The following is an 18,347-nucleotide window of genomic DNA, read 5'->3' as shown; positions in this document are numbered from 1 at the left end:
GACCCGGTGACCTCCGAACGCACATACGGCGGCCGTTCGGTGAGCGATCGAGCCGCCGAACGCCGGCAACGCTTTCTCGACGCCGCACTCATCGAGTTCACCGAAACCGGTTATGCGAAGTCATCGGTGACCTCGATCTGCCGGGTTGCCGGACTGTCGCGTCGGCAGTTCTATGCCGAGTTCACCGACCGCGAAGAACTCCTCGTCACGCTGTACGACTCAGTACAGGGCGCTGCTCGGCTTGCCGTCTCGGAAGCGTTGGCCGGCTGCCCCTCTCGCGATCTGCGAGATCTGTCGACCGCCGCGATGCGCGCGTACATGGACTCGGTGGGCTCCGACCCGCGACGCGCCGCGGTTTCCTTCGTGCAGATCGTCGGCGTCAGCTCACGCGTGGAACGTCACCGACTGGACGGCCGCGAGGAGTGGGCGGACTTCTTCGTCGCCGCGATGGCCGACTTCGCCGACCGTCCGGCGACCGAGAGGCAACGCCACCTGGCCATCGCGTTCGTCGGCGCGCTCACCGGCCTGGTCCACAGGTGGAGCGAATCTCCTGATCCCGACACCCTCGACGACGTCGTCGCGGTACTCGCCGACATCCTGCTCGCCTTCATCACGCTCTGAGCCTTCCCGACACAACGGTCGTTGTGTCCTCGGACACACCCGGTGTATGTTCTCCCGAAGTGTGAGACACCTACGTCTCACTTTTCGGAAGGGACGCCATGCGGGGATGGAAACGTCACGGATCTCGGATGTTCGTGCGCTTGACGATCGGTGTCGGGTTGCTTGCGCTGATCGCCGGCGGACCACTCGGCGCAGCAGCGGCCGATGCCGCCCCGGCGTCGGTACCGGTGGCGCCGGTACTGCCGTTCCCGGTGCCACCCGCGATCCCGGAGTTCGACACGGACTTCTACCTGCCACCCCCGTCGGTGGTCGCGGCCAAGAAGCCCGGTGAGCTCATCGCCGCGCGCCGTGTCCATGTCGCGGCCCTGTCGGTGATCCCGGTCATCGTCGACGCCTGGCAGATCTCGTATCGGTCGACGAACACGAGGGGCGAACCGATTCCCGCGGTGGCAACGGTTCTCAAGCCGAAGGGGCCGTCGAAGCCGGGTCCGTCGAAGCTCGTGTCCTGGCAGTCCGCGGAGGACTCCACCGCGATGTACTGTGCGCCGTCGTACGCACTGCAGCAGGGATCCATCCCGGGACAGTTGACCGGTTCGGTGGACTCCAGCTTCGAGGTCCTGCAGATCACCTCCCTGGTCGGCGCCGGCTGGTCGGTTGTCATCCCCGACCATCAGGGTCCCGAATCAGCCTTCGCCGCAGGTCCTCTCGCGGGTCATATCACCCTGGACGGCATCCGGGGCGCGCGGAACTTCGCACCCCTGGGACTCAAGGACGACCTGCGCGTGGGGCTGATGGGTTACTCCGGCGGGGCGATCGCCACCGGGTGGGCGGCCGAACTGCACTCGCGCTACGCACCCGAACTCCCGATCGTCGGCGCGGCCGAAGGCGGTGTGCCCGCCGACATCCGGGCACTCGTAGATCTCGCCGACCGGAACGCGGCGTCGGGTCTGATCATGGCCGGCATCATCGGGGTCAGCCGGGAGTATCCGGAGCTCGACCGCTTCCTGCAGCGACACATGAACCCGCTCGGCAAGGCTCTGCTGGCGAGCAAGAATCCCCTGTGCCTCACCTATCAGGCAGCGCTCGCCCCCTTCGTGAACATCAAGGGCCTGGTGAATCTGCCGGGCGATCCGCTGGACTACCCGGTACCGCGAAAGGTGTTGGGGCAGCTGAAGATGGGTGCGGATTCCGGAAGCGGTTCCACGCCGGCGTTCCCGATGTTCATCTATCAGTCGAATCCCGACTGGATCGCCCCGGTAGGCCCGGTCAACGATTTGGTCCGCACCTACTGCGCTGACGGTGCGAGTGTGCGATACGTACGCGACCACTTCAGTGAGCACGTCACCCTTGCCGTCGAGGGTTTCGCCCCGGCCATCGTGTGGCTGCGGGACCGCCTCGACGGCAAGCCCGTACAGACCGGCTGCGCCACGCGCGACCAGGGATCGATGGCGCTCGACCCTGCGACGTGGCGTGCATTTGTCAATCTCGTCGGCAACAACCTCGCCCTGGCGATCAATCAGCAGTTGGGTAATCCGCCGCGGACGCCCTGATCGCCACGTGTGTGAGCGGTGGATGTTTGTCTGCCGCACCACTGGGTAGTCACCGTTCGGCGGAGAAACCGGCCCGAGACGATCGTTACCGACCCGTTGCGCGCAGACACGATCCGACGTCGATGGGCGCGCATCGGGCCGACGGTGGCAATCCGATTCATACGATGTCACCAGGACTTTCGGCCGGAGCACGACGGCCGGACGCCGCACACATCGACCGTGAGGAGAACATCATGGCCCAGTACCGAGTAGTGGACGCCAATGAGAACGTCGTCGAGGAGAAAGAGTTCGACGACGCGACCGGCGCCTATGACTGGTTCAAGACCGTCGCCGCCCCGGATGACAGTCTGGGCACCGTCATGCAGGTGCACGACGACGGCGAGTGGAAGAACTTCGAGGTGTCCGATGGCGGCACCAACGCCAGTCCGTCGGCCGACGCCGACTGACACCGCAGCCGAGCACACGCCTCCGCGCCCCGGGAGTACATCTCCCGGGGCGCGGACGTGTCTCCGGCCAGGGGGTCTCGGGACCGGGTGTTGGGAACTGGGTGTCTGGGGAGGTGAGACGTCAGACCCCGAACGCCGCGGGGTAGACGATCGTCCCGCTCGGGACCGGTCGGGCGTCGTCGAGCGCGAGCGCCATCATCGCCTCGTCCGGAACATCGAACGGGGCGCGGATTCCGAACCGCGAAGCCCGTTCGAAACCGAACCGCGGGTAGTACTCGGCGTGGCCGAGCACCAGGACCAGGTTCTCGCCGAGTCGGCGCGCGGCCTCGAGCCCGGCCCGGATCGCCGCCGACCCCGCACCCGTACGTTGGCGTGAGGGCCACACCGCGCAGGGGCCGAGCGTCAGAGCGGGCTCTTCATCGACGCGACAACGGGTGTACAAGGCGTAACCCACGATGTGCCCATCGGACTCGGTGACGATCGACAGTCCATCGATCCACGCGTCCGGATCGGCGCGCAGTGCGTCGACGATGCGGGCCTCCTCGGCGGTCGGGAAGGCCGCGATCAGCAACTCGCGGATGACGGCCGCATCCCCGCCGCGCTCGGCCCGGGTCACCCATGAGTTCACGGCACGACTCGCACGCCCGCCCGGCCGGTGATCACCGGCCGCATCCCTGTGCCGGTTGTCCGTCGAATCGACGGTCGAGGAAGCCCAGAGCCTCTGCGCTCCATGGGATGAAGGCGCGCGTGTGGTTCGATCCGCGGTACTCGGAGAAGGTGGTGGGCACACCTCGGGCGCAGTACGACCCGGCGAGCCGGGCGACGTCGGCGGTGAGCATCACACCGTCGCCGGTGCCGTCGGAGTTCCCGACCCCCAGCATCATCGGGGTTCGCGGCGTTCCCAGCGTTCCCATCACGTTCTGGGAGATCGCCTGCCGCACACCGGGAACGGCGAGTAGTCCGCTCACCGAAGGGACGAGGAGCTGACGATCGGTGAGGCCGGGATACTTGTCGGCGAACGCTTCGATGCATTCGCCGGCGACCTGGCGGAGTACCCGTGCACCCTTCGGCGAGAGGTAGGACTGCAGATCGATGCGATAGGTCTCGGCGTAGACGGCCATGAGCGCCGGGATCACACCCGCCCAGTTCTCGCTGCCGTTCACGTATCCGAGGTTGTTCGCCGGGTTCACCAGCACGCCTCCGGCCGCGGCGCCCACGATGTTCAACTCGGGCGCATACCGGGGAGCGAGCTCGGCTCCGAAGCCGGTGGGGACCGAACCACCGGAGTAGCCGAACAGTCCGACCTGGGTTCGCGCGGGAGCGCGCAGGTGACCGAGCGCGGCCCGGACTCCGTCGAGTGCCGAGTAACCGGATTCGCGCGCCATCGTCCAGCGCAGACCTGTGCCCTCGTAGTCGGGCGCCGCGACGGTGTAGCCGGCTGCGAGCAACCCGGAGATCAGGGTGATGTCGATCGGCGCCTCCTTGGCGTTACCGCCGCGCAGCGTGTACGACGGGTCGCACTGCGAGCCCAGCGCGTCGTAGAAGGAGTGATAGGAGATGACGCGTCGAGGTGTTCCGTTGCGCGCACCGGGTGGAGAGATCACTGTGGTGACGGTCGATGCGGGACCGCCGAACTGATCGGTCGTGCGGTACAGAATCTGCGTCGCGACGATCGGCACATCTGTTCCGCGCCAGCCCAATCCGACCTGGCGCGTGCGCAGTGCACTCCCCGGAGTACGCGATTCGTAACCCGCCGGCGCGTCGTAGAACGGGTCCTCCGATGGCAACTGCGAGGGAGCGGCCACCGGAGTGGGAATCGGCTCCGCCGGAGCGGACGGGGCGAGGACCGATACCGAGGCCGCGGCCCCGAAGACCGCGGTCAGGGTGACGATGCTGCGGAAGAAGGGACGCATGACCGGTAATCATGCCCGGCACGGGAGGCCCGCAGGCAGTTTCATACGGACTCGTCCCGGACCCGAGGTCACGGCGCGCGATCGGGTGCCGGGGCTTCGCCCGCACGCTCGACCGCCTCGACCACCGGCGACATCGCGACCACCACCGCCCCGACCACGGCCGCGACGAACGCGACCACGGCGACCACACCCCACCCCGGCCGGGTGGTGTCGCCGAGCACCAGGATGCCGATCACGCCCGGCACGACCGTCTCGCCGACGACCAGCGACGCCGACGCCGCACTCACAGCGCCCTTCTGCAGCGCCACGGTGAACATGTAGAAACCGCCCGGGCCGCACAGCACGATCGCGTACAGGGCCGGGTCGGTGAGCATCTCACCGAGGTCGAAGGGGTCGAGGCCGTCGAGGATTCGAACCGCGACGGCGAGGACGCCGAACAGCACACCGCCGGACAGGCCGGCCAGGACGGCGACCCGGTTGTGCATCCGCGGCAACACCGCGGCGCCGAGGCCGAGGATCACCGCACCGGCGCCGAGAACCGCCCAGTGCAGCCACCATTCGTGTTCACGCCCCTCATCGCCCGCGGAGATGCCCAGCAGCACGAGCGACGCCACGACGACCCCGATCGCGATCCAGTCGCGTCGCGAGAGTCGCGCGTTCAGGAACAGGGTGGCGAGCACCACCGTCACCACCAGATTCGCACTGACGATCGGCTGCGCCAGGAACAGCGGGATCATCCGGGCGGCCACCATGTTGCCGATGAATCCGATACCGTCCAGCGCCATTCCGGCGATGAAAGCCACTGTCAGCATCGCGGTGATGGTGGACCGCAAAGACGGTGCCGCATCGGGCGCCGCGCCCGTGTCCACACTTTGCGCGCCCCGCGCCTGCAGCACGGATGCGGTGCCGTACGCCAGTGCCGCGAACACCGCCGCGAGAATCCCGATCAGCATGATCGAACAGTAGCCGCCTCGGACGCCGACGATCGGTGGGTTCGGTACCGCCCGTCGCACTGATGTGACGTCAGGCGCGTCGACTCAGTCCGCGGTACTCCCTGTTGCCGACGATCGGCCCGGGCGGCCACCGCCGAGAAGCGGCCGCGTCCCGGGCTCGATGCCCGTGTCGTCGAGGGTCAGCTGCTCGACGGCGATGGTGCCCGGTAGGTAGCTGTAACCCTGGGGCGAGGTCACGAGCCGACCAGCGTCGACGCCACGTACGCGCCACACGTCGACGGGACCGCCAGTGTTGTTCATCTGTACGAACCAATCCCGCTCGCACTCGTTCCAGGCCAGAAAGCAACCGTTCTGTTCGGGACTGCGGCTGCCGGCAATGCCCGGGGCCGCACCCATTCGGCTCACATCCAGGCCGTGAGTCGCGATGGACGCGTGGTTGCTCGTCGAAGAGACGTGGAAGAACTCCACTTCATCACCTGCCTGGTCGATATCGGGGGAACGCGGTGAGAGTAGTGGCGCCCTGATCATGGGTCCACTGAATAAGGCTGCGGATCACTGACTCTCGCGAATCGGCTCGACGAGGCGGCCGGAGAATCGGGTGCGGCGTTGTCAGAGGCCACCGACAGATACTCGAGTCCTGCGCCACCCCGATAGCCATTGCGAGACAACGGATCATCGGGTACCATCGAACATATATTCGAATTCGGCCCCGGGAGGTGACCTCCATGTCCGACGCGACACACGTCGACACCGGTGTGCCGTGCTCTCGTGCGGCCGAGTTGGTGTCGCAGTTGCATGGGCTTCTCGACGAGCTGCAGACGGTGGATCTGGGCGCATGTTCGGATACCGAGTTGGTAGAGGTGGCGGCCGGCACCGAGCGGGCGATCGCGCGGTTGACGGTCGCCGGTGACCGTCAGATCGTCGATGCGCAGACTCGTGATCTGCCGCGGAAGACCGGCTGCCGCACCCTGATCCAGTTCATGACCCACCGGTTGCGGGTGTCGAACCCGGCACGCCGCCGCCACCAGTTGGATGCCACCGCCGCCCACACCACCCTCGGCGGTGACCTCCTTGCACCCGAACATCCCCGACTGGCTGCCGCGTTCGCCGACGGTGCGGTCGGAACAGCACACGTGCACGCGGTGATCGACGTCCTCGACCGTATCCCCAACGCTGTGGCCCACGATGTGGCAGTCGCGGCCGAGCGGCAGATGACCGAGATCGCCATCGCCCACACCCCCGCCGAGATCACCCAATTGGGTGCCCGGCTGCTGGCCCATCTCGACCCTGATGGTGAACTCGCCGACGACTCCGATCGCAAGCGGCGCCGTAACCTCTGGATCAACCGGCAGCGCGCCGACGGCACCGCCAAACTCTCCGGCACCCTCACCCCGGAACTGGTGGCCCGGTTGTCGATGATGCTCGCCGTGTGGGCCCGGCCCGGCATGAACAACCCGACCGATCCCCAATCCCCCTGCGGGTCGGTCGAGGATGCCGACGCGGAGGCTCTCGCGGCGGCGGTCGCACGCGATGACCGTTCCCCGGCGCAGATCAACCACGACGCACTGAACGCATTGTTGGCAGCAGTGTTCGACGACGGACTCCTCGGGCAGTCGCATCGTGGCCTGCCGGTCCAGTTGATCATCAAGGCCGACCTCGCCGATCTCCAGCGTGGCGCCGGGGTGGCGACCACCGCCACCGGAACTCTGCTGCCGATCACCGAGGTCATCCGGCTCGCTGCCGGCGCCCAGCCCTGGCTGGCGGTGTTCGACCGGGTCACCACTGTGCCGTTGTACTTCGGGCGTGGCCGGCGGCTGGCCTCCCGCGGACAGCGTCTTGCCTCGTTTGCCCGCCCGGAAGGCGCGGTGTGTTCGGCACCCGGATGCGATCAACCCGCCACCCAGGTGGACATGCATCACGCCGAAACCGATTGGGCTGACGGTGGTCTCACCGACATCGACCACCTCACCCCGGCGTGCCCTCGGCACAACCGGATGGTCGGAGACAACCCCGGCCAGTACACCACCCACATCGTGCGGTCCGGGCCCGACACCGGCCGGTGCGCCTGGCAACTCAACACCCACACCGGTGCGCCACCGAACCCGATCCACATCAACCGCAGCCCCGACATACCGGCACAGCTGGCGAAACATCTCGCCCAGGTGCGCAACGACATTCACGGACCAGACCCGTCCGGCGATACCGCACGCCTGGACCTGCGCGAGGTCATCAGCACACCCCTGACCACGCTATCGGCTGTCGAAGCGCAGCTCGTCGAACTCCTGTCACGACTCTGACCGTCGAACAGACAGTTCGGCGTGCGGGTGTCGCGGCTCGCCGCCACAGCATCCGCTCACTGATTCCGTTCTCGCTCATCGGATTTCGGTGATCGGGAACGGATCTGGTGAGCGTATCAGCAGCGCCCGACCCTTCGCGGCTCGTCGCTTACGCTGCCGCACCTCAGGAGCAGCCCTACGACGCGGCCGTCACGTAGGCGTCGGCGAACTCTGCACCCGCCGGGATGGGCTGGATGCAGTCGACCAGCATCTGATCGGGACCCTCGACGATGAAGTGCCGCTGTCCGAAGTCCTCGTCGCGGAGTTCGAGAACCGGACGCAGCCCGTGCTCGGACGTCAGTCGTCGGTAGAGATCATCGACGTCATCGACCTCGATGTTGATCAGGACACCCTGGGACCGTCGTCGGAATCCCTCGGGAACGGTCGGGTGTCCGGCGTCCACAAGGGCGAGTTCGTAATCGCCTGTCCGCATGCTGACGTACCAGTCTGCGGCGAAGGTGACCTCGAAGCCGAGCACCTCCCGGTAGAACGACGACGCCGCCGTCACATTGTCGGACATGAGCACCGGATACACGCTGGTCACTGACATCAGAGCCTCCTTTACGTACTGTGTGTTTGTATAACACCGGACTATACATACGCTGAGTACGTAAAGGAACCCCTGTGCCCCGAGCCTCCGCCGAAGCTGCCGCCGAGACCGCCCGGACGATCCTCGCCACGGCGACACGACAGTTCGCCGATCGCGGATTCACCGCGGTGTCCCTCGACGACGTCGCCGAAGCCGCCGGTGTGACCCGCGGGGCGGTGTACCACCACTTCCGCAACAAGAAGGCGCTGTTCGCCGCCGTCGCCGCGGCGCGTCAGATCGAGGTGGGCAACGCCGTCGTGGCGGCGGCCGAGGCCGCGGGTGACGACCCGGCGAACCAACTGGCGGCCGGCTCACACGCCTTCGTCGACGCCATCACCGATGGACCGGCGGCACGAATCCTGCTCATCGACGGACCGTCGGTCATCGGATGGGAGGAGTGGCGCAGGCTCGACGAGGCGAGTTCCGTTGTCCACCTGCGTGATGCGCTCACCGCCGTCGGGGTCGATGACGATCTCGTCGACGCGCTTACCGCACAGCTCTCCGGAGCAATGAACGAGGCCGCGCTGTGGCTCGCGCAGCGACCGGGCGACGACGACGCCCGCGCCCGGACACACCAAGCTCTCGACCGGTTGCTCGCTGCCATCGTGTGACTGGGGCCATCATGCGACTGGGGCCATCGTGCAACTGGGGGGCTAACCGAAGACGGCGTCGGCGATCTCGGCGCGGAAGAACTCCAGACGTGTTGCGGTGACGGGATCTTCCCAGCGCGCGGCCCACCGGGTGGGAATGGTGATCCCGCCGAACGTGCGTGGCTCCGACAGGTCGACGACGAACGGATACCGTGCGAATCCCTGGCCGAACGGATCGCCCCACCGCTGCATGTGAATGCGCCGGAGGTCGCCCGCCGCAGTGCACTCGATCGTGACGGATTCGGTGTAACCCCCGGGAAGTGTCCAGACCACCTCTGCGGACGCCGCGTCCACCGCCCTCCACGAAGCACCGGGGAGCGACGTGGGCACCAGCACGCTCTCGCCAGCCAGCCGGCCGGCGGCGCTCCGGCTGACGTCGGGGCCCGTCGCCGTCACGACCGGGACCAGACCCACCATCTTCCAGCGCATCTCACCATCGGACCCGGTGAAGCGATCAAACCCCTGGACCGACAGGCCACCCACACGGGTGCGCGCCGCCCAGATGAAACCGTGCCCCGCGACGATCAGCTGATCGGCATGAAAGGTCCGCCAGGAACGCAGGAAGATCGAGCCACCCATCGTCAACCGCACTCGCCGGGCGAGAGGCGAGCCCGCCGCGATCGAGCTGGTCAGCCATCGCCGGACGGGGTCGGGCAACGTTGCGCACATCTCCGGGCGGAAGACCTCGCCGTCACCACCGGTCGCCTCGAGGCCGTGCCACGCGGACGCGATCGACCGTGCTGCCCGCGGCACTGTCGTCATCGCGGCGCTCATCTCCGTTCGACCTCCCGCGGCGGATGCCCGAAACCGCCTGGAGCGTTGGTGGCGTCGGCCGTCTCGACCGCGGTCACCGCACCCGACGACGCGAGCACGACTCCGCCGAGGACGGCGGCCCCGAACGCCACGATCGCGACCGGACCCCATCCGGCGCGAGTGACGTCGCCGAGGAACGCGATGCCGACGGCCCCCGGCAGGACAGTCTGGCCGACCACGAGCGCGGCCGCCGCGCCGTTGACCGATCCCGTCTGCAACGCCACCGTGAACAGGTAGAAGCCGCCGATCCCGCTGAGCAGCAAGGCGTACAGGGCGGGATCGGTGAACAGGACGGACAGATCGAGCGGATTGAGTCCGTCGAGGATGCGTGAGGCGACGGCCATCACCCCGAACACCGCGCCGGCGATCAGACCGGTCACCGCGGCGATGTGCTTGCGCAGCCTTCGCATCACGACCACACCGAGCAGGATGAGCGCGGGACCCGCGATCAGCACCGCCCAGTGCATCCACGAGGTGTGCTCGACCCCCTCGCGACCCGCCGACACCGCCAGCAGCACCAGCGACAGCACGACCACCCCGCCGGAGATCCAGTCGCGCAGCGTGAGTCCCACCTTCAGGACCACCATGGCGAGGAGCGCGGTGGCCACGAGCCGCGCGGAGATGATCGTCTGCGACAGGAACAGCGGGATCAGCCGCGCCGAAGCGATGGTCGCCACGAAACCGATGATGTCGAACACGAATCCGACGAGGAATGGCGCTGTGAGCATCGTGGCCGCCGTCGAGCGCAGCGACGGGTGCGCGGACGCCGATCGTCGTCGCTCCTCACGGATGGCCGCACGCTGAGCGACCTGCTCGGCGCCGAGAGCCTGGAGAACCGCCGCGGCGGCGAACGCCAGCGAACCGATCACCGCGATGACGATGCCGGAGGTCACGACGCGCGCTCAGTTCACCGCGACGTCAGCACATCGGTGCCGACGAACCGGGCGAGTTCGTCGGGCAACCGGACCGAGCCGTCGGGCTGCTGATGGTTCTCCAGGATCGCGACGAGCCAGCGGGTCGTCGCGAGGGTGCCGTTGAGGGTCGCGGCGGTCTGCGGCTTGCCGTTCTCGTCGCGGTAACGGATGGAGAGCCGACGCGCCTGGAAGGTGGTGCAGTTCGACGTCGAGGTCAGCTCGCGATAGGTGCCCTGCGTGGGAACCCACGCCTCGCAGTCGTATTTGCGGGATGCCGACGATCCGAGGTCGCCACCGGCGACATCGATCACCCGGTAGGGCACGTCGATCGCGGCGAGCATGTCCTTCTCCCAGCCGAGCAGGCGCTGATGCTCCGCCTCGGCATCCTCGGGGCGGCAATAGATGAAGCCCTCGATCTTGTCGAACTGGTGCACGCGGATGATGCCGCGGGTGTCCTTGCCATAGCTCCCGGCTTCGCGGCGGAAGCACGTCGACCATCCGGCGTACCGCTTCGGGCCGTCGGACAGGTCGAGGATCTCGTCCATGTGGTAGCCGGCCAGGGGCACCTCCGAGGTGCCGACCAGGTAGAGGTCGTCGTCCTTGTCGAGGTGATAGACCTCGTCGGCATGCGCGCCGAGGAAGCCGGTGCCCTCCATGACCTCCGGGCGCACCAGCACCGGCGGGATCATCAGGGTGAAACCGTTGGCCGTCGCCTTGGCCGCGGCCATGTTCAACAGTGCGAGCTGCAGTTGGGCGCCGAGGCCGGTGAGGAAGTAGAACCGCGAACCGGAGACCTTGGCACCACGCTCCATGTCGAGCAGGCCGAGCGCCTCACCGATCTCCAGGTGATCGCGCGGGTTCTCGATCTCGCGGGGTTCTCCGACGTGCTCGAGGACCACGTAGTCGTCCTCGCCGCCGGCGGGTGCACCGTCGGCGACGATGTTCGAGATCGCCCGGTGTGCCTTGGATGCGGCCTCGTCGGCCTCGGACTGGCGGGCGACCGCGGCCTTGACCTGCTCGGCGAGTTCTTTGCCCTTGGCCAGCAGCGCCTGCTTCTCGTCGCCCTGCGCCTTGCCGACCTGTTTGCCGAGGGCCTTCTGCTCGGATCGCAGCGCGTCCGCGTCGACGATGGCGGCCCGTCGAGCCGCATCGGCGTCGAGCAGGGTGTCCACCAGGGCCGGGTCCTCGCCGCGGGCGCGCTGTGAGGCCCGGACCAGATCGGGGTTGTCGCGAACAATCTTCAGGTCGATCACGCCTTCAAACCCTACTTGAGGACGACGTGTCGACCGGATCACGCCACCTCGACCGAGCCCGCCCGGTCAGCTCCACAACCGTCGCAGGTCCGTCCGGCCGAACATGGTCGCCGCGGCGTCGGCCGACGGAGTCCCGCCGTACGGGTCGGCGCCCGCGTCGACGAGGACCCGGACCACGTCGTCGAAGCCCTTGAACACCGCCCCGGCGAGCGGTGTCTGTCCTTTGTCGTTGGCGAGGTCGGCATCGGCGCCGTACCCGAGCAGGACCCCGACCGCAGGCGCGTGTCCGTGATAGGCGGCGAGCATGAGCAGCGAATCGCCGGACTGGTTGCGCAGGTCCGCCGGAACACCGGCATCGAGATAGCCCCTCAAGGTCTCCGCGTCACCGGATCGGGCCATGTCGAAGAGCCTGGTTGCCAGCTCCACGACCTCGGGGCTCGGGACGCCGGCATCGGGACGATCGTCGGGATGGGCTGCCACGCCCGCGAGTGTAGGCGCGCGGCAGGACATCCCCGCCAGGATTTCGTAGCGACAATGCGCGCTATAGGCCCACTTTCGCTACGAATCGCGGGGGGTGCGGAATTGAGCCCGCTTCCAGTCGCCGTTGATCTCGTCGCGCTCGCGGACCGCCTCACGGAAACCGGCGGTCGCGGCACGCTGCTGGAAGGCGTATCCCTCTCGGGTGTGACGTGAGATCCCGTCGAAGACCGTGCTGATCATTCCCGAGTTCGCGACGCCCTGGGCCAGGAGTGCGCTGTTGAGTGCCAGTTTGGCCATCACGAGCTGGTTGACCGGCATCCGCGCGATCCGTTCGAGGAGATCCTCGGTGCGGGCGTCGAGTTCGTCGGCCGGCGGCGCCTCGACGGCCAACCCCCACTCGTGCGCCTGCCGACCCGACAGGCAGTCGCCGGTGAACAGCAGTCGTTTGGCGCGCTGATCGCCGAGCCGATGCGCCCACATACCGGCCGCGGGGATCCCCCACACCCGGGTCGGCGGGTACCCGATCTTGGTGTCGTCGGCGCAGATGATCTGGTCGGCGTAGAGCGCGATGTCCGTGCCGCCTGCGACCGCGAAACCGTGCAGCTTGGCGACCGTCGGCTTGTTCGCGTGGAGCAGGCTGGCGAAACCGCGGTTGAACCTGCTCATCATCGCGTAGTCGATCATGGGATCCCAGGTGCGGTTCGGGTCGTGATTACGCGCCTGCACAACGGGATCGAGGACGGTGCCGGTCCGGGGATCGACGGCTTGCGACGGATCGCCACCGTTCTCCGCGAAGATCGACAGGTCGTATCCGCCGCAGAAACCCTTGCCGCGCCCGGACACGACGATCACGTGGACACCTGGGTCGACGTCCGCGCGTTCCACCGCATGCGCCAGCTCGACGGGGGTGTCGACGGTGATCGCGTTGCCCTGGTCGGGTCGGTTGAAGGTGATGCGGGCGATCCGGCCGGTGACATCGTAGGTGAGAGTGCGGTATTCGCTGCTCGATCCACTTTCCGCGCGTCCGGCGAACAACGAATCCTCACCGTGGCGGAGGTCGTCGCGCCACGCGGCCGGACGCTCTCCGGCATTCTGTTCCGAGTCAGCCACGTGCGGTCACCTGCGACGTCTTCGGCGTGACGCGTTCGATGACGGCGGTGGTGTCGACGCCCGGGGGAAGGGTGCCGAACACGTCGCCGCGGTCGTTGCCGAGCCGACTGACGACGTAGGCGTCGGCCACGGCCGGGTGGCCGTACCGGACGAGCAGGCTTGCCTGCAGGGTCTGCGCCATCCGGCCGACGACACGGCGAGCCCGATACTGCATTCCGTCGAGGTCGGCGAACTCGGTTCGCAGGTCGGCGATCGCGGCGTCGAGGGTGCCGATCCGCACCGGCCGCACGGTCGAGTTCGTCGAGGAACTCCTCCACCGCGTGAGGCTGTTTTGCCATGGCTCGCAACACATCCAGTGCCGCCACGTTGCCCGAGCCCTCCCAGATCGACATGAGCGGCGCCTCCCGGTACAACCGCGGCATCCGTGACTCCTCGACATAACCGTTGCCGCCCAGGCATTCCAACGCTTCGGCGGCGTGAACCGGTGCGCGTTTGCACACGTAGTACTTGCTGACCGCCAGCGAGATCCGCCGTAGCGCATCGGCCCGGTCGTCTCCCGCCACGACCTTGTCGGTGAGTTCGGCCAGCCAGAGCGCCGTCATGGTCGCCCCCTCCGACTCGACGGCCAGATCGGCGAGGACGTTACGCATCAGCGGCTGGTCGACCAGCGTGCCGCCGAACGCAGAGCGATGGCTCGCGTGATGAGCTGCCTGCACGACCCCGGCGCGCATGCTCGTCGCCGAGCCGAGCGTGCAGTCGAGGCGGGTCATGTTGACCATCTCGATGATCGTGGGGACCCCGCGTCCCTCGTCACCCACGAGCCACGCCACGGTGTCGTCGTACTCCACCTCACTGCTGGCGTTGGAGTGATTGCCCAGCTTCGCTTTCAGTCGCTGGAGCAGAAAGGTGTTCCGACTGCCGTCGGGCAGGACCCGGGGGACGAAGAAGCAGGACAGGCCGCCGGGAGCCTGGGCCAGGACGAGGAAGACGTCGCTCATGGGTGCCGATGTGAACCACTTGTGTCCGGTGATCCGGTACGTTCCGTCACGCTGCGGGATCGCCGTCGTCGCGTTCGCACGAACGTCGGAACCGCCCTGTTTCTCGGTCATGGACATGCCGGCCGTCAGGCCCGATTTCGAGAGCGGCGCCCTCAACCCCGGGTCGTAGATCGACGAGACCAGAAGCGGTTCGAACGATTTGGAAAGCTCCGGGTTCGCGCGCAGCGCGGGGATCACGCCGTAGGTCATCGACAACGGGCAGCCGTGCCCGGCGTCGACCTGCCCCCAGACGCTCGACTTCGCAGCTCGTTCGAAGTGCGCGGTGGGACTCGGCTCGGCCCACGCTGTGCCGCCCAGCCCGAAGCCCATACCCGTCCGCATCAGCTGGTGATAGGCGGCGTCGTAGTCGACCTCGTCGATGCGGTTGCCGTACCGGTCATGAGTCCGGAGTTCGGGCGGATGGGCCTCTGCGAGGTCGCCCCAGCGCATCGCCTCGGCGCTGCCCGCCAGTCGGCCGATGCGATGCAGGTCCTCGAGCATGTGGTCAGCACCCGCTCGGTGGACGGCCTCGGTGATCGCGGGATGGTCGGCGGCATCGTGGTCGACGAGCTCGGGGACCTGATTGGTGACGGCGTGTGTGGGCATGCCGGTGCCTTCCTGGGTGGGCTGTTCGCGCCACGATATTACATTTCTCTTCCGTTTGCTGAGCTTCTGTAATACGTGTTCCTGCCGCCGGGGAACCGGCCCCTGGCTAGCATCGGACCGTGGCCGGCGCACCCGTGGACATCCCCCGACTGACGGCGCGATCGGTCATCCTCAGTGGCCTGCTGGGCATGGACAGGCCCGAAGCCCCGGTGCGCAGGATCCTGGCACTGACCACCGAACTCGGAGTCCGTCAAGCCACTGTCCGGGTGGCGCTCACCCGACTCGTCGCGGCGGGCGACCTCGAACGTGCCGATGACCTCTACCGCCTGTCACCCCGCCTCGTCGAACGACAGCGGCGACAAGACGACGCCCTGCACCCGGCCACGCGCGACTGGAACGGTCAGTGGGATCTCGCCGTCGTGACCGTGGGATCGGAGACCTCGTCCGACCGCGCGGCGCTCCGCGACGCGCTCCTGCGAGCCAGGTTCGGCGAGCTCCGGGAGGGCGTCTGGTCCCGGCCCGCGAACCTGGACGTCGACTTCGCACCTGAGGTACGACGACGGTTGAGCATGTTCCGCGCCGTCCCCGACGAACCGCCCGCGGAGCTCGTCGGCCGGCTCTTCGCACCGGCGTCGTGGGCCGAGTCGGCCGAGGAGTTGCTCCTCGCGCTGGCGGCCGCGCCCACGGTCGCCGACCGTTTCGGCGTCGCCGCGGCCGTGGTGCGCCATATCCTCCGCGATCCGCTCCTGCCCGGCGAACTCCTGCCGCCGGGGTGGCCGGGCGACCGCCTGCGAGCCGGATACGAGGACTTCCGGCAGGAACTCACCGGACTCGCCGCCCGCCTGCTCGCGTCCGAACCGGCGTGACGGCACAACCGGGGACTGTGCCCGGCTGACCCGGCCAGGCATGATGGATCCCGATGAACGCGCCCGACCCCGACCCGACCCGCCCCACCGCAGCCGACGACCAGTGGTCACCGGCCGCGACGACATCCGACGACCCCAGGTCGACGAAACGCCGGCGGCCCGGGCGTCCGGTCCGCAACCCGGTGTATGTGGTCCTCGCCGCGATCGTCGTCGGCGCGCTTGTCGCGGGCGGTATCGCCTTCGCGATGGGCGTCTTCGACGACAGCGGCAGCGTCGGAGGCAGCAACATCGGGGAGGGCGAGCGTCTCACCCACAACGCCTTCACCAAATCGGTGGCCGGCGACTGCCTGGATTGGCCGGCCGGCAATCCGGGTCAGCCGCTGAAGGTCGGCTGCGAACAGAAGCACCGGTTCGAGGTGGCCGGGGGCGTCGACACCGCTCTCGTCCCGGGCGCCGAGTTCGGTGAGGACGCACCGTGGCCCGGTGCGGAACGATTCGCGACGATTCGTGACGAGCAGTGCCCCGTCATCGTCGACCAGTATCTCCAGGGCAGACTGGACCCGCAGGGGCGCTTCGCGGTCGGCATGATGTACCCGTCGCAGGCGCAATGGGACAAGGGCGCACGGCAATTGCGCTGCGGTGTCCAGGAGAACGGCGCAGACGGGCAGCCCGCGCAATTCTCCGGTCGTGTCGCCGATCAGAACCAGTCATACGTCTGGCCCGAGGGCACGTGTGTCGGCATCGACCCGGAGACCCGCGCCCCCACCGGTTTCGCGGTGAACTGCGCTGAGCCCCACGCGTTCCAAACAACCGGCATCGTCGACCTGTCGGTCCGTTTCGGCGATCGGATGTCGAACAAGCCGTGGCCCGCCACCGGGGCCCAGAACAACTATCTGGGCTCGATCTGCCCCGTGCAGGCCGAACGTTTCGTCGGCGGCAAGAAAGCCCTCGACTCCACCACGCTCAACGTCCAGTGGTCGGTACTGAGCGAACCCAGCTGGCTCGCGGGAAGCCGAAAGGTCGTCTGCTATCTGGGTCTTCCCGACAAGCGCGGCGGCTTCGCGACCATCGTCGGGGACGCCAAGGGTGGGGCGTTGCTGATCAACGGCCGAGCACCGGTGGCACCGCCGGAGGCACCGCCGGGACGTGCGCTCCCGACCCCGGTTCCGTTGCCTCCGGGGATCGCGCCGAACCCCGACCAGGTTCCGGCACCGGCGGGCTGATCCGGTGGCCGTGACGATGTCCGACGACGAGTTCGACGGGCTGGTCTCCGACGCGCTGGACACGATCCCGTCGGAACTCACCGACGCCATCGACAACGTGGTGATCCTGGTCGAACCGTTCAATCCCGAGGAGCCGGAGATCCTCGGGCTGTATCACGGTGTCGCACTGACGATGCGCGACCACGACTACGGCGGCTACCTGCCCGACACCATCACGATCTACCGCACCCCGCTCCTCGCGATGTGTCATTCGCGCGACGAGGTCGTGCACGAGGTCGCGGTCACCGTCGTGCACGAGATCGCGCACCACTTCGGCATCGACGACGACTGGCTGCATGCCAACGGCTGGGGCTGAGCGACACGTCAGCTGGTCGCCGGGTCGGCGGAGGTGGCGTCAGCCGTTCGGCGTCCGATGTTTGAGCAGGGCGGCGATGCGGTATGAGGGAGTGCAGATCGAGCAGCCCCTCTATCTCAGGAGTACGTCCATGTCCTCAGACGCCATTGTCATCCTCAGGGACGACCACAAGGAGATCCGCAAGTTGTTCCGTGACTTCAAGTCGCAGGGACCCAATGCCACCAAGACCAAGGGCAAGATCGTCGACAAGATCATCGAGGCCCTCACGGTGCACACCTACATCGAGAACGAGGTGATGTACCCGGAGATCCGCAAGCGTGTGCCGGAGCTCGAGGACGACATTCTCGAGTCGTACGAGGAGCACCACGTCGCCGACGTGCTCGTCGTCGAACTCGCCGCGCTGAGTCCGGATGCCGAGCGCTTCGACGCCAAGACCACCGTCCTGATCGAGAACGTCGAACACCACATCGAGGAAGAGGAGGACGAGTGGTTCCCCAAGGTGCGGGAAGCCCTCGGCCGCAAGGACCTTCAGGCGATCGGCGAGGAGATGCTGCGTCGTAGGGAGAAGGCGCCCCGGCGTCCGTCGCAGCCGTCGGCGCTGAAGAAGACGGTCGACGCGATCATCAAATAGC

19 protein-coding genes and 1 pseudogene are annotated in these 18,347 nt (G+C 67.7%); 9 read left to right on the top strand and 11 right to left on the bottom strand.

Annotated features, from left to right (window positions below; genetic code table 11):
* The first annotated feature begins 6 nt into the window (after positions 1–6).
* The 3 genes from ACSUZC_RS01145 to ACSUZC_RS01135 all read left to right on the top strand — a co-directional run bounded on the left by ACSUZC_RS01145 (position 7) and on the right by ACSUZC_RS01135 (position 2,617).
* Positions 7–621 carry a TetR/AcrR family transcriptional regulator gene (locus ACSUZC_RS01145; protein WP_439031114.1) on the top strand — a complete coding sequence of 205 codons (615 nt, stop codon included), beginning with the start codon at positions 7–9 and terminating at the stop codon, positions 619–621.
* 98 nt (positions 622–719) lie between these two features.
* Entirely contained in the window at positions 720–2,171 is a 1,452-nt protein-coding gene (locus tag ACSUZC_RS01140) for a lipase family protein (protein ID WP_439031113.1), read from the top strand.
* 233 nt (positions 2,172–2,404) lie between these two features.
* On the top strand, positions 2,405–2,617 hold the full coding sequence (locus ACSUZC_RS01135; protein WP_439033232.1) for a hypothetical protein: 213 nt from the start codon (positions 2,405–2,407) through the stop codon (positions 2,615–2,617).
* 121 nt (positions 2,618–2,738) lie between these two features.
* Here the strand turns inward: ACSUZC_RS01135 and ACSUZC_RS01130 are convergent, their stop codons facing one another.
* The 4 genes from ACSUZC_RS01130 to ACSUZC_RS01115 all read right to left on the bottom strand — a co-directional run bounded on the left by ACSUZC_RS01130 (position 2,739) and on the right by ACSUZC_RS01115 (position 5,951).
* A complete protein-coding gene (locus ACSUZC_RS01130; RefSeq protein WP_439031112.1) occupies positions 2,739–3,245 on the bottom strand; it encodes a GNAT family N-acetyltransferase in 507 nt (168 codons plus the stop codon).
* Positions 3,246–3,276: 31 nt separating this feature from the next.
* A complete protein-coding gene (locus ACSUZC_RS01125; RefSeq protein ID WP_439031111.1) occupies positions 3,277–4,530 on the bottom strand; it encodes a lipase family protein in 1,254 nt (417 codons plus the stop codon).
* A 68-nt stretch (positions 4,531–4,598) separates the two neighbouring features.
* The gene (locus ACSUZC_RS01120) at positions 4,599–5,483 is read right to left on the bottom strand and encodes a hypothetical protein (protein ID WP_439031110.1); all 885 of its coding nucleotides are present in this window, start codon (positions 5,481–5,483) and stop codon (positions 4,599–4,601) included.
* Between the two features lie 84 nt (positions 5,484–5,567).
* A complete protein-coding gene (locus tag ACSUZC_RS01115; protein ID WP_439031109.1) occupies positions 5,568–5,951 on the bottom strand; it encodes a hypothetical protein in 384 nt (127 codons plus the stop codon).
* A gap of 257 nt (positions 5,952–6,208) precedes the next feature.
* On the opposite strand from ACSUZC_RS01115, the gene ACSUZC_RS01110 reads away from it, so the two are divergent.
* Complete coding sequence (locus tag ACSUZC_RS01110) at positions 6,209–7,780, top strand: DUF222 domain-containing protein (protein ID WP_439031108.1); 1,572 nt, start codon at positions 6,209–6,211, stop codon at positions 7,778–7,780.
* Between the two features lie 175 nt (positions 7,781–7,955).
* Here ACSUZC_RS01110 and ACSUZC_RS01105 read toward each other — a convergent pair whose 3' ends face one another.
* Positions 7,956–8,369 carry a VOC family protein gene (locus tag ACSUZC_RS01105; protein WP_439031107.1) on the bottom strand — a complete coding sequence of 138 codons (414 nt, stop codon included), beginning with the start codon at positions 8,367–8,369 and terminating at the stop codon, positions 7,956–7,958.
* Positions 8,370–8,443: 74 nt separating this feature from the next.
* Between ACSUZC_RS01105 and ACSUZC_RS01100 the strand changes: the two genes are divergently transcribed.
* The gene (locus ACSUZC_RS01100) at positions 8,444–9,019 is read left to right on the top strand and encodes a helix-turn-helix domain-containing protein (protein ID WP_439031106.1); all 576 of its coding nucleotides are present in this window, start codon (positions 8,444–8,446) and stop codon (positions 9,017–9,019) included.
* A gap of 42 nt (positions 9,020–9,061) precedes the next feature.
* On the opposite strand, the gene ACSUZC_RS01095 is transcribed toward ACSUZC_RS01100, so the two are convergent.
* The 6 genes and pseudogenes from ACSUZC_RS01095 to ACSUZC_RS01070 all read right to left on the bottom strand — a co-directional run bounded on the left by ACSUZC_RS01095 (position 9,062) and on the right by ACSUZC_RS01070 (position 15,271).
* A complete protein-coding gene (locus tag ACSUZC_RS01095) occupies positions 9,062–9,820 on the bottom strand; it encodes a DUF6544 family protein (RefSeq protein ID WP_439031105.1) in 759 nt (252 codons plus the stop codon).
* A gap of 8 nt (positions 9,821–9,828) precedes the next feature.
* Positions 9,829–10,764, bottom strand: a complete 936-nt coding sequence (locus ACSUZC_RS01090; protein WP_439031104.1) for an EamA/RhaT family transporter — start codon at positions 10,762–10,764, stop codon at positions 9,829–9,831.
* 14 nt (positions 10,765–10,778) lie between these two features.
* On the bottom strand, positions 10,779–12,038 hold the full coding sequence (serS, locus tag ACSUZC_RS01085; protein WP_439031103.1) for a serine--tRNA ligase: 1,260 nt from the start codon (positions 12,036–12,038) through the stop codon (positions 10,779–10,781).
* Between the two features lie 66 nt (positions 12,039–12,104).
* Complete coding sequence (locus ACSUZC_RS01080; protein WP_439031102.1) at positions 12,105–12,518, bottom strand: ankyrin repeat domain-containing protein; 414 nt, start codon at positions 12,516–12,518, stop codon at positions 12,105–12,107.
* Positions 12,519–12,596: 78 nt separating this feature from the next.
* Positions 12,597–13,628, bottom strand: coding sequence for a crotonase/enoyl-CoA hydratase family protein (locus ACSUZC_RS01075; protein WP_439031101.1), 1,032 nt, complete (start codon positions 13,626–13,628; stop codon positions 12,597–12,599).
* Positions 13,621–15,271: pseudogene (locus tag ACSUZC_RS01070) on the bottom strand (acyl-CoA dehydrogenase family protein). Before ACSUZC_RS01070 ends, ACSUZC_RS01075 begins: the two are co-directional and overlap by 8 nt.
* Positions 15,272–15,411: 140 nt before the next feature.
* On the opposite strand from ACSUZC_RS01070, the gene ACSUZC_RS01065 reads away from it, so the two are divergent.
* The 4 genes from ACSUZC_RS01065 to ACSUZC_RS01050 all read left to right on the top strand — a co-directional run bounded on the left by ACSUZC_RS01065 (position 15,412) and on the right by ACSUZC_RS01050 (position 18,346).
* A complete protein-coding gene (locus ACSUZC_RS01065) occupies positions 15,412–16,137 on the top strand; it encodes a PaaX family transcriptional regulator C-terminal domain-containing protein (protein ID WP_439033231.1) in 726 nt (241 codons plus the stop codon).
* Positions 16,138–16,190: 53 nt separating this feature from the next.
* Positions 16,191–17,360, top strand: a complete 1,170-nt coding sequence (locus ACSUZC_RS01060; protein ID WP_439031100.1) for a septum formation family protein — start codon at positions 16,191–16,193, stop codon at positions 17,358–17,360.
* Between the two features lie 4 nt (positions 17,361–17,364).
* The gene (locus tag ACSUZC_RS01055; RefSeq protein WP_439031099.1) at positions 17,365–17,715 is read left to right on the top strand and encodes a metallopeptidase family protein; all 351 of its coding nucleotides are present in this window, start codon (positions 17,365–17,367) and stop codon (positions 17,713–17,715) included.
* Positions 17,716–17,845: 130 nt separating this feature from the next.
* On the top strand, positions 17,846–18,346 hold the full coding sequence (locus ACSUZC_RS01050) for a hemerythrin domain-containing protein (RefSeq protein WP_439031098.1): 501 nt from the start codon (positions 17,846–17,848) through the stop codon (positions 18,344–18,346).
* Position 18,347: the final 1 nt, after the last annotated feature.

Origin of the sequence: Gordonia terrae (genome assembly GCF_051789125.1) — a bacterium.
Classification (GTDB): domain Bacteria; phylum Actinomycetota; class Actinomycetes; order Mycobacteriales; family Mycobacteriaceae; genus Gordonia; species Gordonia terrae_A.
This window is presented reverse-complemented; position numbering and strand designations above follow the sequence as displayed.

What these genes read in the sequence shown, in the direction of transcription:
- ACSUZC_RS01110 (WP_439031108.1), top strand. Translation starts at nt 6,209, where the DNA reads ATGTCCGACGCGACACACGTCGACACCGGTGTGCCGTGCTCTCGTGCG.
- ACSUZC_RS01125 (WP_439031111.1), bottom strand. Translation starts at nt 4,530, where the DNA reads ATGCGTCCCTTCTTCCGCAGCATCGTCACCCTGACCGCGGTCTTCGGG.
- ACSUZC_RS01050 (WP_439031098.1), top strand. Translation starts at nt 17,846, where the DNA reads ATGTCCTCAGACGCCATTGTCATCCTCAGGGACGACCACAAGGAGATC.
- ACSUZC_RS01095 (WP_439031105.1), bottom strand. Translation starts at nt 9,820, where the DNA reads ATGACGACAGTGCCGCGGGCAGCACGGTCGATCGCGTCCGCGTGGCAC.
- ACSUZC_RS01135 (WP_439033232.1), top strand. Translation starts at nt 2,405, where the DNA reads ATGGCCCAGTACCGAGTAGTGGACGCCAATGAGAACGTCGTCGAGGAG.
- ACSUZC_RS01120 (WP_439031110.1), bottom strand. Translation starts at nt 5,483, where the DNA reads ATGCTGATCGGGATTCTCGCGGCGGTGTTCGCGGCACTGGCGTACGGC.
- ACSUZC_RS01105 (WP_439031107.1), bottom strand. Translation starts at nt 8,369, where the DNA reads ATGTCAGTGACCAGCGTGTATCCGGTGCTCATGTCCGACAATGTGACG.
- ACSUZC_RS01140 (WP_439031113.1), top strand. Translation starts at nt 720, where the DNA reads ATGCGGGGATGGAAACGTCACGGATCTCGGATGTTCGTGCGCTTGACG.
- ACSUZC_RS01060 (WP_439031100.1), top strand. Translation starts at nt 16,191, where the DNA reads ATGAACGCGCCCGACCCCGACCCGACCCGCCCCACCGCAGCCGACGAC.